Genomic DNA, 17,730 nt, shown 5'->3' on the forward strand with positions numbered 1-17,730 from the left:
AAACGGTATCTAAATAAGGAAATCCAGTCAGTCCTATTTTCTATATAAGCCTAGCTGAAACTTATCAACCAGTTGTATAAAGTTAGGAAGACTTTAACCTTAAGTCTTAAAGGCCTATCAATAATCTAATCTCCTTACATAGGTCTTATCCATAAGCAAATTAGTAGGTACTATAAAGTTATTTACCTTAATCAAGAAACGAGACTAAACAATTATCCTTATCAGAAGTACAGACTAGTTATAAATACAAAAAGGCCCAAGCTACTAATCATACAATTAATTTATAAAGTCTTATACGAATAACCTAGTGCTAAGAGAAATCAATGTAAATATGCAGAAATCTTTTTGCTTTCTATTCTTTATATAGGTTAGTGTTAGTTAATAGATAGTAATAGTAATTTATCAGTTATAGCGACTCTCCTTTAGAATGGATTAGATTAGTTAGCTATTAATATTCGAGTGTAGGGGGAAAATTGCTACATAATGGAATGTTTCACGTGAAACATTCTGAAAATAGACGATTACTTAGCTTTAACTAACAAATGGATCGAGCGTACCTTATATAAGTATATGAGCTTTATAAACTACTTTTTCTAAAAAATCTTGTAAAACTTTGCTCATATTATAATTTATTGAAAATATATTCATTATTTATTCATTGTTTCACGTGAAACAATAGCACTTTAAACGGGTTTATTTTAATTTACAATCTATTTCATTATTCATGCCCTTGTTTCACACTTTTTTATCTGTTCCATAACTTATTTTCTCAACACTAAGGACATACAAGCCTGTATAACAAGAACTATAATGCAAAAAAAGCACCACCAAATGGTTAAACTTAACACTAAAAATATGCCTCTTTATTATAAAGTTATTAGCTCGTTTAAGATCAAGCCACTATATAAAGTAAACAAGCTCTCAAATAACTGATGTTCCACGTGAAACATTTATTTATGAGAATTATCAAACTGTTAAACAAAGAAATTACATGATTCACGTGGAACAATTCTGTAAAACAAATAGATATTGAATTATATTGGAGTATTTATATAGGCCTATTCAATCCTTATAGCAGTCTGATATACCTTTCTAGTAAGAATAGAGGTTGTTGGGCATAAGGTTTCTTACAAAATGCATCCAAATGGTTAAAGTCGTAAGGCAGAAATAAATTAAAAACAAATTAACCAACCCCAAAAAGGACAAAAACAAGCAAGTCAAAGCCAGTTTAATCATTTTATGAAGTAAATAAAGTTTTAAGAACATAATGATAATAACCTTAGGATAGGAAAGAATTTATATAATTAAACAAGAGCAAGGCAAGGAAGACTATACTCTAAATTACAAAGAAGCATTCAAAGTAGAGATGTTTCACGTGAAACATAAGTCAGTTAGTAGTTAGGCAAAGGTACCCTTATTAAACTAAACTACGACTTATTCTTGAAATTATTTTCAATTAACTGCTTTCCTTATAATGTACTAGCTTAATCAAAATATTAATAAAGTCATTAACTCAAGAACAAAAGAAGAAGGTATTCCATAGCCAATAGCAGCTATATTTATTTAATTTAGTAATTACAGATTCATCTTAAATGAAAAAAGAGTAAGTAGTATATAAAGCTAATAAGCATATCCCTAGGCTAATATTATTAATAAAACACACCTTGTACTCAATTAATCATCTCTTATTTACTAAGTGATAAAGAAAGTACTCTACAAATAAGCAAAACAAGTGCTAAAAAGATTATAGCCCAAGTATAAAGAAGTCCCTATCCAGAAAAATAACCATTACATCCATCTAGCCATAGACTAGACGATGAATAGGTTTCGACTTAGACGGATTTCTTTTGAGTCAATCTTATAGCTTATCCACAAGCTTAATAATGAAAATACTATGCACTTTATCCACTGTGAGTAAATGATATCCACTTGTGGATAAGATCATCTAAAAGAGAGTTTCTTCCTAGTAGAACACTTATAAGCCGAACACTTATCCACAATGACAAAGGGCTTAGGAGCAAGGTTTCAAGCTAGAACATTCGTTTTATTAACAGATTTATCCACAAGTGAAACTTTACTGTGTTTCTTTGTTTCACGTGAAACACTTATCCACAAAAAAGCCTAGCGCTGCTCAGGCTAGGCTTCTTCTAATTCTTATTCAATTATTTATCCACAGGTCCTTTTCAAATTAAGAATCCTCATATTTCTTTAATAAATGCATATTCATATAATACATGAAGAGATAAAAAGTAACTGTCGCTACCAAGAGAAAAACAACTTCTCTCAGGCCAAATTGTACAGCGCCTTCCTTAACCTTTTGCCCTAAGCTCTGAAATAGGAAAAGGATAATCCCATAAATAAGGGAATTTTTGACGGATTTCTTTCGAATTCGTTTTTTATTGGCTGGGTAATCAGAGGCATCGATTTCCTTAACTAGAATACCTAATTTCATCGAAAAGATCAGGATATAGACCATAGTCAGAACGATGCCCACTAAGGATCCCCATAAAATGAAATTAAAGGCCATCACTGACTGGTCTACTGGGAAGAAGAGGGCAATTAAGAATAGAATGGCTTCCCAGAACCATAGAAAAATGAAACACTTGTTCCCCATACGCTCACATTGAACAAGCCGATATTCATCCATTTCTTCAACGCCATAAAAGAATTTTAAGAAACGAATATAGAGACTATTCTTCTTTCTCATCATCATCTTCCTCCCAAAATAAAGCATTTAAATCAGTATCTAAGGCTTTGGCTAAGGCAATGCAGAGCTCTAGACTTGGATTATAACGGTCATTTTCAATCATATTCACGGTTTGACGAGCAACGCCAATCTCTTCAGCTAGAGCTTTTTGCGATAATCCCGACCGTGTGCGGTAATATTTTAAGCGATTCATCGTTCACCTCACCCATTTCACAACGATGTCAGTAATATACGACAGTATAATCGAATTTTTTTATTTTGTCAATTATAGTAGACAAATTATCTTTAGTTTTTTGTCCACATGTTGATAAGTTATTTCTGCATTAGAGTCATGCTTGGGCAACTTTCGTCCGCTCAGCAGAAAAGGGCCAAATAAAAAAGACTGCGATAGTAGTTATCACAGCCTCCTTTAACATTTTATTATTCAGCAACGGTAAATGGCAAGAGGGCCATAATCCGTGCGCGTTTGATTGCTGAAGTTAAGGTACGTTGGTGTTTAGCACAGGTACCAGTTACGCGACGTGGTAAGATCTTACCCTTGTCAGAAACGTAACGACTTAGCAAATCGGTATCTTTATAATCAATAAAGTCCATATGGTTAGCGCAGAAGAAACATACTTTTCTACGTCTGCGTCCACCACGGCGACGATTTTGTGCCATGTTCATTATCCTCCTTTGTCCATTCCACTAGAATGGAAGATCATCATCAGCGATATTGATCGATCCGTCATTATCATTTGATGGGAAAGGATTATTGTTTCCACCAGCAAATGGGTCGTTGGATCCACCAAAGCTGTTATCATTCATTGAAGGGGAATCTTGTTGATTATTATAGCCGCCAAAGCTTTGATTAGAGCCAAAAGAGTCATTAGCAAAATTATTGCCATTGTCACTGGCTTGTGGGCGTTGTTCAGTGACACTCTTAGGTTCCAGTAAGCTAAAGTTATTCGCTAAGACTTCAGTCACATAAACACGTTGGCCTTGTTGGTTTTCGTAGTTACGGGTTTGAATATTGCCTTCAATCCCTACCAAAGAACCTTTCCGTGTAAATTTAGCAAAGTTTTCAGCAGCTTTACGCCACATCACACAATTGATGAAATCCGTTTGGGTTTCACCTTGGGCATTGCGGTAGTTACGGTCACAAGCTACAGTAAAGTTGGCTACTGCAGTTCCACTTTGGGTATAACGTAGATCAACTTCCCGAGTTAATCGGCCGACTAAGACGACATTATTAATCATACAATGACCCCTCTCTTAAGACTTACTTCTTATCACTAAGCTTCAACTTTTGTAATCATATGACGTAAAATGTCGTCATTAATCTTGGCAAGACGGTTGAATTCATCAATTCCGGCTGCGTCTTCAGCTTCGCATTCGATCAAGTGGTAAACACCTTCACGGAAATCATTGATTTCATATGCGAAACGCAATTTTTGCCAATCTTCTGATTTAGTGATTGTTGTGCCGTTTGAAGTTAGGATATCGTCAAAACGTTTCACTAAAGCCTCTTTAGCTTCACTGTCAATGTTTGGACGGATAATGTATAACACTTCATATTTTGTTACATTTTCACTCATCAGTTCGCACCTCCTTTTGGTCTATAAGGTTCTTAATTCAATTAAGAACAAGGAGAGTAATTTTCATACTCACAGTTTTTAATCATAGCAAAAACCACTAGGAATAACAAGGATAAAATCTGTAATTCAGTAAATTTTTGCTAAAGTACTTGAATGAGAAGCAGGGACAAAAGTCCTATCCACTTTTCAAAATACGCCCTATCTAATCAAAACCTGTTCCAAAAGTCAGCCCCGACATCCACTTCATACAGGGTGCGAGACTGGGCGCTTAGGCTTGGATGATTGGAACAAATCAGAATAAAAGCAAAGCATTCGCTTGTTTCTGACTTATGAAATCACTCCAAGTCTGCCCAGTCGAGCCCAACTTCGAACGATGTGCGATAGGCTTGCGCCTATCTTCCATAGTTTGTTCCAGTTGCTATAGCTGTTCGAAGCGTCAGCGAGTTACAGATATAGTATGCGTAGCTCTTCAGGGCTCTTTCTGACTTTTGTTACACGCTCTAGGTCTATTCTAGCAGTTATTTCCAAAATCTGCTGGAAGAAAGGTCAGGTCTTAAAAGCACCTGACTAGTCATAAGCTTCCTGCTATTAGAGGAAATTAGTGAATGGGCTGTGCTATAATAAATAGATAAAAAAAGAAAGACGAGGGAGGAATCACTATGTCAGAAATGACATTGGCCCAAGAGCTATCGGCCATGCGCCGGCATTACCACCGTTTTCCTGAGCCGGCTTGGATGGAATACCAAACCAGCATCAGTATCATCAGCCACTTAAAAGCGCTGGGCTATGAGGTCAAGTACGGCAAGTCCATCCACAATCCGGATTGTATGATGGGACAACCCAAAAAAGACCTGGCCCAGGCCTACGCTGCCACGATTAAGGAAGACGTTGATTTTGACGTTCAAGAGATCCTAGCCGGTTATACCGGGGCTGTCTGCGAATTAGATACAAAGCGACCCGGACCAAGTATTGCCATGCGCTTTGATATTGACGGTTTAGCCATTAAGGAGAGTAAGAGTAAGAACCACCTGCCTAATCGCTACGGCTTTGCTTCTAAACGTAAGGGCTACATGCATGCTTGCGGCCATGATGGTCATATTACCGTCGGACTTTATTTGGCAAAATGGCTAAAAGACCACCAAGACCAGTTGACCGGAAAGTACTTATTGATCTTTCAGCCGGCTGAAGAAGGGGTCAAGGGTGGCAAGTCCATGGTCAATACTGGCCTGGTAGATGGTTATGATTACTTCCTTTCCGGGCATATCGGCATGGGAGCTCCCGCTGATAGTGTGACTATTGGTACAGATGGTTTTCTCGCTACTACGAAGACAGACATCCAGTTTTCTGGTTTATCTGCCCATGCGGGTGCCAGCCCAGAAAAGGGCCATAATGCCATTCTGGCTGCCGCTTCCGCCTTATTAAACCTGGAAACCCTGCCCCAATATTCCACTGGGGCGGCCAGAGTCAATGTCGGCAAGATTCAAGGCGGGGCCGGGCGAAATATCATTGCCAATGCCTGCCGCTTAGAAATGGAAACTCGAGGCTCCTCATCAGCCATCAATGACCATTTAAACAAGCGGGTAAAAGAGGTGGTCGCGGGGGCAGCCATGCAATACCAATGCAAGTACCAACTCCAACAAGTAGGGGAGGCGCCGGCCTTAAATTACCGCGACCAAGCCTTCTACCAAGAACTCCATGAAGTCCTGGACCAGGCGGATGTTAATAATTCCATTGGCTTTCATTTTGGAGCCTCAGAAGATGTGGTCTTCTTTATGAACCGGGTGGCTGAACTGGGAGGGAAGGCCTGCTTCTTCCTCTTTGGTAGCCAATTAGCCAAGGAAAACGGCCACCACAATTCTCAATTTGACTTTGAAGAATCCGTCTTAGTGACCATGGTGGAGACCTATACCCACTTATTAATGCATTTTGGACAGCAAGAGAAGGAGGAATCCCATGACTAAATCAGGTTTACGCCGCTTTAAAATGCCCAATTCCCTAGTGGTTTTATTTATCTTATTAGTTGTTATTGCTGGACTGACCTATATCATTCCCTCCGGAGAGTTTGCTACCATGACCCTACCATCAGGACAAGAAGTGGCTAATCCCGAGCAATTTAACTATGTTCCTAGCAACCCGACCAGCTTTACTGACTTTTGGAATGCCATTCCTAAGGGCTTCACTAAGAGTGCCAGCGTGATTGCCTTTACCTTGATTATTGCTGGTACCGTGGAAGTCTTAAAGAAAACTGGACTCATTGATGGCATGGTCACCAATCTTTCAGCCCGCTTTTCCCATAACGGGGTCCTGGTGATTCCGATTTTGATGTTTTTCTTTGCCTTGATTGCAGCTTTTATCGGGACAGCGGAGTTAAGTTTAGTTTACCTACCCATTATCATGCCCCTGATTTTAAGCCTAGGCTTTGATAAATTAACGGCAGCGGGCGTGGTCCTCATTTCCACTACCTGCGTGGGCTTCTCCTCCGGTTTTACCAATCCCTTTACCGTGGGGATTTCCCACCAAATTGCCGGTCTCCCTATGTTCTCTGGAATGGGCTACCGGGTGATGGTCTTTATTGTTTTCTATTTGATTTCTAGTCTCTATCTCATGAGATATGCCAAGAAAATCCAACGTGATCCTGAAATCGTCCTCAAAGAAGCCTACCAAGAGGGCTTAATCGAGTCCCAAGAGCAAAAGATTGGCCAAAATAACCAAGCTGTCCGCCTCACTGGCCAGCAAAAAGTGATCGGTATCGTTTTGATCCTCCTCTTTGCTTATATGATTTACAATGTCCTGGTTAATGGTTGGGGCATGATTGAAATGGCCGGACTCTTTGTCATGATTGCCGTTATCAGCGCCCTGATTGACCGCATGCCAACCAATGACATGATCCAGGCCTTTATGGAAGGCTGTTCCAGTGTCCTATCGGGTGCCATCTTAATTGCGGTAGCCAATGGGGTCTCGGTCTTGATGAATGAGGCTAAAATTCTGGATACCGTAGTCCACCAATTTGGTAACCTGCTCCAAGGACTCCCGGTTTATCTGTCTGCCTTAGCTATTTTTCTCTTTATCACTTTATTCAACTTCTTCGTCACCTCAGGGTCAGGTAAAGCTATTGTTGCGATGCCGATCATCTCACCCCTAGCGCGGATGGTGGGACTCAACCAACAAGTGGCCGTCTTAGCCTACACCCTAGGAGATGGCTTAACCAATGTTTTCTATCCGACTTCGGGTTACTTTATGGCCACCATTGCTAATGCCAAGATTGAGTGGGGCGACTGGGTCAAGTTCTTCCTGCCGCTCTTAGGGATTCTTTTCCTTGCCAGCATGGCCTTAATTACTATTGCCCAAATGATTGGCTATGGGCCTTTCTAGACCATGGTGACGACTAATAGCAAGTAAAAAAGGAGGCAGCAGATGTCAAATAAACGTATTGTGTTAATTAATTTAGGCGGGACCATTACCAGTGTCCATACCCAAGCTGGGGGCTTACAGTCAGGTTCCTTAACCGGGGCTGAATTGCTGAAAGATATGGACCTGTCAAACTTAGCCGTTTACCTCAGGATTAAAGAAGTCAAAAGTATCCCTTCTAACGAAATGAGCTTAGCCGATATGGCAGATATTGCCCAAGCCGTTGAAGGGGAAATCGACCAAGGCGCCCAAGGAATTGTCCTCACCCACGGGACCGATACCATGGAGGAGACCTCTTATTTTGTCGACCTGCTCCTGGATACCCCCGTTCCTGTCGTCTTTACCGGTAGTCAGTTATCCAGCCAAGACTTGGGTTATGATGGCTTTTCCAATATCCGGGATGCCGTCTTGACCGCTGCCAGTGACGATAGCGCCGGCAAGGGGACCCTCCTGGTCTTTAACCAATGTATCTTTACCGTGAATGATGTGGTGAAGAACAACAGTATCGGCCTCCATGCCTTTGAATCAGTCAATGCTGGACCTTTAGGCGTGACCTATGGGGGCCGGGTCCACTATTTCCGCGACTATCATCCAGTTGACAAATTCCCGGTCCACTTAGAGCAAAGCTTCAGCCCCAACGTCTACTTGGTTAAGGCCAGCTTGGACTTCAATCCTAAAATGATTACTGCCTTAGTTGAAGCGGGGGCCGAGGGCTTTGTTTTAGAAGGCTTTGGGGTAGGGTCCTTACCACCAGCCCTCCAAGACATCCTCGCCCAAGTCATCCAAGCAGGGATTCCCGTGGTTTTAGTCGCTAAAGCCAACCGCGGCGGCGTCCATAAGGTCTATGCCAGCAAGGGCGCCGCGATTCAATTAGAGCAGGTTGGCGTCATCTTAGACCATGGCTACCTCAACGGCCAACACGCCCGCTTAAAACTCATCGCCATGCTCAATAGCCCCTTAAAGGACGATATCGCCGGCAATTGGAACAAGTACTAATAGTTAGCTCAACCGCTTGAGAAGGCCTTTAAAAAGCTTCTCAAGCGGTTTTTGATGGGGGACTGAGGGTTAAAAAGCCGCCTAAGATTATCTTTTAGCATCAGGCTTGATTTTTTCCTTTACATTTACCCAAGTTTAGGCATACAATAGTAACATCGCGCAGGCGTGGCGGAACGGCAGACGCGCTGTCTTCAGGCGGCAGTTTCTTTGAAGTGTGGGTTCAAATCCCATCGCCTGCATAAGAGAGTGCGACAAGCGCAAAAAGAGGGGAGACCATTGGAAGAAGTGCGCAGCAAATCCTCACAGAGGATTTGCTGCGCACTTCTGAAATGGAGCTCACCTCGCGCTTGGAGCACGTTTGAATAGAGTGTGACAGTCACAACAAAGGACGAAACCACTGGAGAAAACTGGGATAAGCTCAGCAAAGCTGAGCGTTGCCAGTTTTTGAAGTGGACGTTCGTCCTGTGACTGGAACACGTTTGAATAGAGTGTGACAAGCGCAAGAAAGAGCAAGACCACTGGAAGAAAAAGACGTAAAAATTCTCAGAGAGAATTTGTCGTCATTTTCTGAAGTGGACGCTTGCTCTGCGCTTGGAGCACGTTTGAAAAGAGTGTGAAAAAAAGAGAGGCTTTTAGTTATTTCTAAGAAATCACGTAAATTTCACGTAAATTAAAAAATACATCTATATGCTCTCAAGCTTTATGAAAGAAATAAGCACCTTAGTTAGTCACTAGGTGCTTTTTATTTGCTCTTTATATCGTTTTAAAAAGTATGTACGTCTGTATTTCTGAAGTGACTTCACGTCTGGCGTCCGAACTCAACTTAAGACTAAGACAAAAAGGAGAGACTCTGACGCTTCTCCTTTTTGCCTACCTTAAATATGTTTTTCCAAATAGACGGTATCTAGCCACTGATCAAATTTATAGCCCACCTGGTGCAAGTGACCCACTAATTGGTAACCATTTTTTTGGTGGAAGTTGATACTGACCTGGTTATCCGCAGTTACCAGGGCTAGAATGGTTTTAATCCCTTTGACCTTCAAATCCCGCTCCACCGTCTGATAGAGGGCAGTGCCGAGTCCTTTCTCACTCTTATTGACTTGGCTGTAGATGGAGATCTCAGCGCTATAGCGGTAGGCAGAACGCTCATGGAAGGGATGGGCATAGGCGTAGGCCAAGACCTGCCCTTGGTCATTACAAGCAACATAGTAGGGAAAATCTTGGGCGATTGAATGAATTCGTTCAGCCATTTCCTCACTAGTTGGCGGAACTTCTTCAAAGGTAAAAGTAGTCTCCTCCACATAATAGCGATAAATATCCGCCAAAGCCTGACTATCCTCTCTTCTCACCGGTCTGATTTGCATTGTGGTCCCTCCCTCATTGTTTTTAATCTCTTATAGTGTAACCCTTATAAAATAGAAAAACCATGTAAGTTTTTACCTACATGGTTTTTAGTTTAAGGTTGAGAATTTTTAAACTCTTGTATCTTTAAGAGCTAAGTTCATTTTATAGCGTTCATTTTTTGTTAAACCTAATCAATAAATAATAATGTCTTTGTTAATTAACTATGAGCAGGAGTGACGCTTTGAAATTGGTCGTTAGCCATGAATAGGCAAGCGAAGGGAATTACGTTTAGTAGGCTATGGCCGTACTAAACGTTTGAATCTCGCTAGGTGAGGGACCTTGGCCCGAACCGGTGCCATGGCTTGTCAACGACCAAATTTCAAAAGCAGAACGAATGCTCTGACTTATTAATTAGTTAAGGCCCTGATTATTTAGTATTGACTTGGCGTTCGCTCTTCCAGAGAGAAATGGATTGCTTGAAGGTATCCCAAGGTCCCTTATCACTATAGGCCAAGACATTGCTCTTGTAGAGACTAGTAGCAAAGATAAAGATCAGTACCATGGTTATTAGAGAAACCACAATGGCCATAATGACTCCCGGCCATTCCACTGAATGATCAGCTAAACGGAAAGGCATCACGAAAGGCGTAAAGAAAGGAATCTGTGAGGAGATCCGGTAGAAGGCGGTATCAGTTCCAGCCTGTTGGCCAAAGATCCCAATATAGAAACCGATCAAACCTAACCAGATCACAGGTTGAGACACCTTTTGGGCATCTTCGGTCTTGGTCACCAAGGAGCCTAGGAAAGCAGCCAAGGCGATATAGGTCACAATCCCCATCAAAGCGAGGAGCCCGCTGATCAGTAACATGGTCAAGTTATTGGAGAGGAAGGCTTTGATATCAAAGGCCTGGGTGATTTCCTCCGGTAGGCTAAGAATGCCGAATTGGGTGGATAGGATCCGCCACAGGATAAAGAGGAGGACATAGATCCCAACTTGGGTCAGGATCATTAGTACCACTCCCAAGAGTTTGCCGTAGAAATGAGTCTTAGCAGGAATACTGGAAAGGATGATTTCCATAATCCGTGAGCCTTTTTCGGCAGCTACTTCTTGGATGATGATATTAATAAAGAACATCAGGAAGTAGAAGATGATAAAGGCAGCAATAGAAGCGACTCCATTTCGTCCCATCTCATTCATAGCATCCTTGTTTTCTTCAGCAACGCTGCCGTCCTCTTTGACATTGATGGAGACTTCTTCAATCGGTACTTGGGCAGTCATCAGACTTTGGAGTTGGTCAGGACTAATCCCAGCTTCCTGGGCATTGACCATCATTTGGTACTGGCTCAAGGTTTGTTGCAGGTTCACCTTGGCATTTTGGGCTAGATTGCTCTTCCCGTAATAAGTGGCTTTGAGCTGGCCATCTTCCTGGTTCAATTTCAGCATACCATCGACTTCGCCGTCAGCTAGGGCTTGACGGGCTTGGTCTTGATTTTGGTCAAAGTTGAAGTCCACGTTATGATTATCCATGGTCTTGAGGACTTCGACCATCCCAGGGTCGGCATCAACAACCGCAATTTGGTCTGGTGAACTCGTTTCACTCTGGGAAACAAAGTAGGCTACTGCAGCGATAATCCCGATAAAGATTAGGGGAGAGAGAACCATAAAGATAAAGGATCCTGATTTGACATTCTTACGATAAACTTGGCGAATAACGACCCATAATTTACTCATTGTGTCCACCTGCTTTCATTTTGAAGATTTCTTCCAGTGTTGGTGGTTGTTGGCTGAAGTGGCGGATGTAATTGCCATGGGTCAGCGTTTGGAAAATAGCTGGTCCGTAAGACTCATCAGTCAAGTAGAGGCGGTAGTAGTTATCTTCCTTAACCCCCACATGGTCGACCCCTTCCAAGGCTTGTAATTGTTCCTTGGTCCAATCCGGCGCTTCCACTTCAATCCGGGTCCGGCCGAAGCTTTCCCGGATTTCCCGAATCTTCCCATAGAGGACTTGCTCGCCGTCATGGATCATTAGCATATCATCGCAAATGGCCTCGACATTATTCATATTGTGACTGGAGAAAATAATTGATGACCCCTTATCACGTAGGTAGAGGATCCCTTGTTTCAAGAGGTCGGCGTTGACTGGGTCCAAACCGGAAAAGGGTTCGTCCAGGATAATAAAAGCGGGTTCGTGGATCAAAGTCGCAATTAATTGAACCTTTTGTTGGTTCCCCTTAGACAGGCTATTAATCTTATCGGTCCGCTTACCTTTGACCTCAAAGCGGTCCATCCACTCATCAATACGGTCAAGGACTTCCTGCTTCTCCATACCCCGCAACTGGGCAAAGTACAGGATTTGTTGCTCAATGGTCATCTTCTCATAGAGACCCCGTTCCTCGGGTAGGTAACCAATGGTCTCATAGACCTGGTCACTCATGGGTTTGTCGTTCCATAAGACTTCCCCACCATTCTCTGGGGTTAAAAAGTTTAAAATCAATCGGAAAATAGTAGTCTTTCCTGACCCGTTTCGACCGATCATGCCCAAGATTTTACCTGGTTCAAGATCGAAAGAAACATCGTCAACCGCCACTAAATCGCCAAAAGTCTTACGTAAATGACGTGCTTTTAACATGGGCAATGTTCCCTCCTTAATAATCATTCGATAAAACCGCTTACTTATCCATCACTATTTTATTACAATCGAAAACTAAATACTATTCTTAGCCAAGGCATGGATAAATAGTTAGTATTACGGAACAAATATACTTTATTAGTTAATATTTGTCGTATATATCTGACTAAATTTAGTGTAAAGCACTTAAGAAACAAAGTCAACAAATAATCGGTTATTATTTGTTAAAAGCCACAATCCCCTTGAGATTCATTATCATTGAGCCTTTATCTTCCAACAAGTTGCGACAAAAAAAGAGTGCTCCTAAAGTTGATAAAAAGACAACTTTTAGGAACACCCCAGATTTTATCATCACTCAGCCAAGTGATTGTTATTTAATTAATCTTCATCGGATCTTATTCTGAGTCAGAGTCTAGGTCCGAGTCTTCATTTTCATCGACGAGTTCTTGGGAGAAGTCTTGCATTTTGCTTTGGATGTGGTCTTGGCTGAGACGGGCTGTATCTTGGTCGTCACCTGAATCAATGTCAGGGTCACTTAACCCGGTTTCAGTGGCGTATTGACCTTGTTGGTCTGGATCAGCTTCCACAGTCTCTACCTCTTCCAATGATCTCTCATCATCTTCTGGATCGACAACGGCCATGGTGGACACATGAGCGGATTTATCTAAGCGCATCAGTCGAACTCCTTGGGTTGCCCGACCGGTTTGAGAGATATCAACGGAATGGAAGCGAATCACCACGCCTTCATCAGTCATCAGCATGATATCTTCATCCAAGTCAACGGTAGCTAGGCCAACTAGGGGACCGTTCTTTTCAGTAATGTTGACGGTCTTAACCCCCTTACCGCCCCGGTGTTTGATGCTGTACTCATCGGCAGGGGTCCGTTTACCGTAGCCTTTTTCTGTCACGATCAAGACATCTTGGTCAGGGCCTAAAATCGACGCCCCAACCACATAGTCGTCCTTATCGAGGCGGATACCACGAACACCCGTCGCCGTCCGGCCCATAGAGCGGACATCGTCTTCAGCAAAGGAGACCGCATAGCCTTGTCGGGAGCCGAGAATGATATTATCTTGGCCACTGGTTTGTAAGACAGCGACTAATTCATCGTCATCACGGAGGTTAATAGCGATCAGGCCGTTATTTCGGATATTGAAATATTCCTCAATCGGCGTCCGTTTGACCCGTCCTTGTTTGGTGACAAAGAAGAAGTAATCTTCATTATTAGCCGCCTTGTCACTTGGGTTTACATTAATGACCCCGCGGACTTGTTCATCTTCTTGGAGATTGAGAAGATTGACAATGGGGAGACCCTTGGCTGCTCGGCCGTATTCAGGGATTTCATAGCCCTTAATTTGGAAGACGCGGCCGCGGTCAGTAAAGCAGAGGATGACATCGTGGGTCGAGGTCGACAGCATGGCATCAATATAGTCGCCATCCTGTAAGGCCATGCCCTTCACGCCACGTCCGCCCCGGTTTTGGGTCCGGTATTCAGAGTCTTCTACCCGCTTGATATAGCCCTTACGTGAGAGGGTAATGAGGACATTGCTTTCTTCAATTAAGTCTTCATCTTCTAAATTAGTAATTTCACCCACGCGAATTTCGGTTCGACGTTCGTCACCGAAGCGTTTTTCAATTTCTAAGAGTTCTTGGTAGATAATTTCATAACGTTTTTCTTCGCTGGCTAAGACTTCATTCAAGTAGGCAATTTCTTCCATCAAGTCTTGATGTTCATTATCGATCTTTTCCCGTTCCAAACCAGTCAAGCGAACTAAACGCATGTCGAGGATAGCTTGGGCTTGCTTATCGGAGAGACCATATTGGTCCATAAAGATGGTCTTAGCCTGGTCACCGGTCTTGGATGACCGTAAGATGTTAACGATCTCATCAATGTGGTCTAGGGCGATCTGTAAGCCTTCTAAGATATGGGCTCTAGCTTCAGCCTTTTCCTTTTCAAAGATGGACCGGCGCCGGATAATTTCTTCTTGGTGGTCCAAGTAACGGTTGAGGATTTGTTTGAGACTAAGAGTCCGAGGCACGCCTTGGTCAATGGCCACCATATTAAAGTTAAAGTTGGTTTGCATTTGCGTTTGCTTGAAGAGGTTGTTCAAGATCACACTGGCGCTGGCGTCTTTGCGGCATTCAATCACAATCCGCATGCCTTGACGGCCGGTCTCATCGCGGACCGCGGTAATCCCGTCAATCCGTTTGTCACGAGCCAAGTCGGCAATCCGTTCCACTAACTTGGCCTTGTTGACCATGTAAGGAATTTCGCTGACGATAATGCGTTCCTTACCGCTGGCCATGGTATCAATTTCGGCCCGGGCGCGGACGATAATCCGGCCTTTCCCGGTTTCATAGGCCTTCTTAATCCCAGCCTTACCAATCACAATCCCCGCAGTAGGAAAATCAGGACCAGGAATGGCTTCCATCAGGTCTTGGGTACTTGCCTTGGGGTTCTTCATCAGAATATGGAGGGCCTGGATCACTTCACTTAAATTATGAGGGGGAATATTGGTGGTCATCCCCACCGCAATCCCAGTGGCTCCATTAACTAAGAGGTTAGGAAAACGGGAGGGGAGAACTTCCGGTTCACGTTCTTCCCCGTCATAGTTAGGGATAAAGTCCACGGTTTTCTTATTGATATCGCGGACCATTTCCAAGGCGATCTTACTGAGCCGGGCCTCGGTATAACGCATGGCCGCGGCTTGGTCACCGTCCACTGAACCAAAGTTCCCGTGCCCATCAACTAACATGTAGCGGTAGGAGAAGTCTTGGGCCATCCGCACCATGGATTCATAAATCGCTGAGTCCCCATGGGGGTGGTACTTACCCATAACGTCCCCGACAATCCGGGCTGACTTCTTATAGGGTTTGTCCGGGGTGACCCCAAGTTCATTCATCCCGTAGAGAATCCGGCGGTGGACGGGTTTGAGACCGTCACGCACATCGGGGAGGGCCCGAGCGACGATAACACTCATGGCATAATCCAGGAAGGAGTTACGCATTTCATGTGATATTTCACGTGGCGCGGGTTGTTTATGTTCTTCAACCATTGATTATCAGCCTTCCTTTCTATAAGTCGATGGTGGCATAAGTCGCATTATTCTCGATAAAATCACGCCGTGGTGCGACTAAGTCCCCCATCAGCATGGAGATATTCCGGTCCGCTTCCTGAGCATCATCAACCGTCACTTGCAGCATTTGCCGTTGGGTGGGGTCCATGGTGGTTTCCCATAATTGTTCAGCGTCCATTTCCCCCAGCCCTTTATAGCGTTGGACACTAGGACGAGGACGTTCCGCTAGGGTCTTCATATAATCATTGAGTTCTTGGTCACTGTTGACATAGTGGATGTTCTTGCCTTGGCGGACTTGGTAAAGCGGTGGTACGGCAATGTAGATATAGCCCGCATCGAGTAGGGGACGCATGTAGCGATAAATCAGGGTTAATAAGAGGGTCCGGATATGGGCCCCGTCGACGTCGGCATCGGTCATAATCACCAGTTTATGGTAACGGGCCTTGGTCACATCAAAGTCATTGCCCCAACCGGTTCCCATAGCAGTAAAGAGGGAGCGAATTTCCTCATTGGCCAGGATCCGGTCCATGGAGGCCTTCTCCACATTTAAGATCTTCCCACGAATGGGTAAGATGGCTTGGAAGTGACGGTCCCGGCCTAATTTGGCTGAGCCGCCCGCAGAATTCCCTTCGACGATGAAGAGTTCGCATTCTTCAGGTACCCGGCTAGAACAGTCAGCTAATTTACCCGGCAGGTTAGAGATCTCTAAGCCCGACTTCTTCCGAGTCATTTCCCGGGCCCGTTTAGCCGCTTGCCGAGCCTTAGAAGCCAAAATCCCCTTATCGACAATTTGCCGGGCAATGTTTGGGGTCTCATATAGGAATTGTTCTAAATGGGCTCCAAAGAGACGGTCAGTAATGGTCCGAACTTCCGAGTTCCCCAGTTTCATCTTGGTTTGCCCTTCAAATTGAGGATTAGGGTGGCGGATAGAAACAATCAGGGTTAAGCCTTCACGGACATCCTCCCCGGACAAGTTATCATCTTTTTCCTTGAGCAGGTTCTGACTGCGGGCATAGTCGTTGATGGTCCGAGTGAGGGCGGTCTTAATCCCCGACTCATGAGTCCCACCTTCAAAGGTATGGATATTGTTGGCAAAGGACATGAAATTGCTATGGTAGCCAGCCGTATATTGGAAGGCGACCTCCACTTCAATATCATCCATTTGTCCTTCCAGGTAAACCGGTTCTTCAAAGAGGATTTCCTTATTTTCATTCAGGTATTGGACGTATTCCTTAATCCCACCTTCATATTGGTAGGCGACTTCCTGGGAATCTTCCTCGCGGCGGTCTTCCAGGGTAATATGCAAGCCCTTATTCAGAAAGGCCAGTTCCCGGACCCGTTTATTGAGGGTTTGGAAGTCATAGTCAGTGGTATCGGTAAAGATCTCAGGATCGGCCACAAAATTAACCACGGTACCGGTTTTATCGCTTTCACCAACGACTTTCAAGTCGGAAACGATATGTCCGCGACTGTATTCTTGCTGGTAAATCTTACCATCCCGGTAGACTTCGACCCGGAGCTTGGTTGAGAGCGCGTTAACAACGGACGCCCCCACACCGTGTAAGCCCCCGGAGACCTTATAACCGCCACCACCGAATTTACCCCCGGCATGGAGGACAGTAAAGACAGTTTCCACCGCGGGACGGCCGGTTTTTTCCTGGATATCGACCGGAATTCCCCGCCCATTATCGATCACGGTAATGGAACCATCACTTTCAATCTTGATATCAATCTTGTCCGCATAACCAGCCAAGGCTTCGTCAATGGAATTATCGACGATTTCCCAGACCAGGTGGTGGAGACCAGGAGCCCCGGTCGAGCCGATATACATCCCGGGCCGCTTGCGCACCGCTTCTAAGCCCTCAAGGACTTGGATTTGACTGGCGTTATATTCTCCGGCCTGGTTGGGCTGATTTTTATCTTTGGGATTATGGTTTTGAGGTTGTTCGTGTTCGGAATTATTTGCTTGATTTTCTGCCATCTTGCTTGAT

Annotated in this window: 13 protein-coding genes and 1 tRNA gene; 4 read left to right on the top strand and 10 right to left on the bottom strand. The window is 43.8% G+C overall.

Annotated features, from left to right (window positions below; all coding sequences use genetic code 11):
* Nucleotides 1-2,188: 2,188 nt before the first annotated feature.
* The 5 genes from JFU01_RS04760 to rpsF form a co-directional block, all read right to left on the bottom strand.
* Nucleotides 2,189-2,707 (bottom strand): DUF3278 domain-containing protein, encoded by a 519-nt coding sequence (locus JFU01_RS04760; protein WP_195856024.1) that lies wholly within the window; start codon nt 2,705-2,707, stop codon nt 2,189-2,191.
* Nucleotides 2,691-2,900 (bottom strand): helix-turn-helix transcriptional regulator, encoded by a 210-nt coding sequence (locus JFU01_RS04765; protein ID WP_013669762.1) that lies wholly within the window; start codon nt 2,898-2,900, stop codon nt 2,691-2,693. The genes JFU01_RS04760 and JFU01_RS04765 overlap by 17 nt, the downstream gene beginning before the upstream one ends.
* Nucleotides 2,901-3,127: 227 nt before the next feature.
* Nucleotides 3,128-3,367: a 30S ribosomal protein S18 gene (rpsR, locus tag JFU01_RS04770; protein ID WP_013669454.1), complete on the bottom strand. Its 240-nt coding sequence runs from the start codon at nt 3,365-3,367 to the stop codon at nt 3,128-3,130.
* Nucleotides 3,368-3,394: 27 nt separating this feature from the next.
* Nucleotides 3,395-3,946 (bottom strand): single-stranded DNA-binding protein, encoded by a 552-nt coding sequence (ssb, locus tag JFU01_RS04775; RefSeq protein WP_195856025.1) that lies wholly within the window; start codon nt 3,944-3,946, stop codon nt 3,395-3,397.
* Nucleotides 3,947-3,981: 35 nt separating this feature from the next.
* Nucleotides 3,982-4,284: a 30S ribosomal protein S6 gene (rpsF, locus tag JFU01_RS04780; protein WP_013669618.1), complete on the bottom strand. Its 303-nt coding sequence runs from the start codon at nt 4,282-4,284 to the stop codon at nt 3,982-3,984.
* A 659-nt stretch (nt 4,285-4,943) separates the two neighbouring features.
* Between rpsF and JFU01_RS04785 the strand changes: the two genes are divergently transcribed.
* The 4 genes from JFU01_RS04785 (at nt 4,944) to JFU01_RS04800 (ending at nt 8,927) form a co-directional block, all read left to right on the top strand.
* The gene (locus tag JFU01_RS04785; RefSeq protein WP_195856026.1) at nt 4,944-6,245 is read left to right on the top strand and encodes an amidohydrolase; all 1,302 of its coding nucleotides are present in this window, start codon (nt 4,944-4,946) and stop codon (nt 6,243-6,245) included.
* Nucleotides 6,238-7,656, top strand: a complete 1,419-nt coding sequence (locus JFU01_RS04790; protein ID WP_195856027.1) for a YfcC family protein — start codon at nt 6,238-6,240, stop codon at nt 7,654-7,656. Before JFU01_RS04785 ends, JFU01_RS04790 begins: the two co-directional genes overlap by 8 nt.
* 42 nt (nt 7,657-7,698) lie before the next feature.
* Entirely contained in the window at nt 7,699-8,688 is a 990-nt protein-coding gene (locus JFU01_RS04795) for an asparaginase (RefSeq protein WP_195856028.1), read from the top strand.
* A 159-nt stretch (nt 8,689-8,847) separates the two neighbouring features.
* Nucleotides 8,848-8,927: transfer RNA gene (locus tag JFU01_RS04800), tRNA-Leu, on the top strand.
* A gap of 636 nt (nt 8,928-9,563) precedes the next feature.
* Here JFU01_RS04800 and JFU01_RS04805 read toward each other — a convergent pair.
* The 5 genes from JFU01_RS04805 to gyrB all read right to left on the bottom strand — a co-directional run bounded on the left by JFU01_RS04805 (nt 9,564) and on the right by gyrB (nt 17,720).
* On the bottom strand, nt 9,564-10,052 hold the full coding sequence (locus JFU01_RS04805) for a GNAT family N-acetyltransferase (RefSeq protein ID WP_195856029.1): 489 nt from the start codon (nt 10,050-10,052) through the stop codon (nt 9,564-9,566).
* A gap of 407 nt (nt 10,053-10,459) precedes the next feature.
* Nucleotides 10,460-11,764 carry an ABC transporter permease gene (locus JFU01_RS04810; RefSeq protein ID WP_195856030.1) on the bottom strand — a complete coding sequence of 435 codons (1,305 nt, stop codon included), beginning with the start codon at nt 11,762-11,764 and terminating at the stop codon, nt 10,460-10,462.
* A complete protein-coding gene (locus JFU01_RS04815) occupies nt 11,757-12,662 on the bottom strand; it encodes an ABC transporter ATP-binding protein (protein ID WP_195856031.1) in 906 nt (301 codons plus the stop codon). The genes JFU01_RS04810 and JFU01_RS04815 overlap by 8 nt, the downstream gene beginning before the upstream one ends.
* Before the next feature lie 395 nt (nt 12,663-13,057).
* Entirely contained in the window at nt 13,058-15,718 is a 2,661-nt protein-coding gene (gyrA, locus tag JFU01_RS04820) for a DNA gyrase subunit A (RefSeq protein ID WP_195856032.1), read from the bottom strand.
* Nucleotides 15,719-15,737: 19 nt separating this feature from the next.
* Nucleotides 15,738-17,720 carry a DNA topoisomerase (ATP-hydrolyzing) subunit B gene (gene gyrB, locus JFU01_RS04825; RefSeq protein ID WP_195856033.1) on the bottom strand — a complete coding sequence of 661 codons (1,983 nt, stop codon included), beginning with the start codon at nt 17,718-17,720 and terminating at the stop codon, nt 15,738-15,740.
* Nucleotides 17,721-17,730: the final 10 nt, after the last annotated feature.

The sequence above is a fragment of the Aerococcus sp. Group 2 genome, from assembly GCF_905125285.1.
Classification (GTDB): domain Bacteria; phylum Bacillota; class Bacilli; order Lactobacillales; family Aerococcaceae; genus Aerococcus; species Aerococcus urinae_E.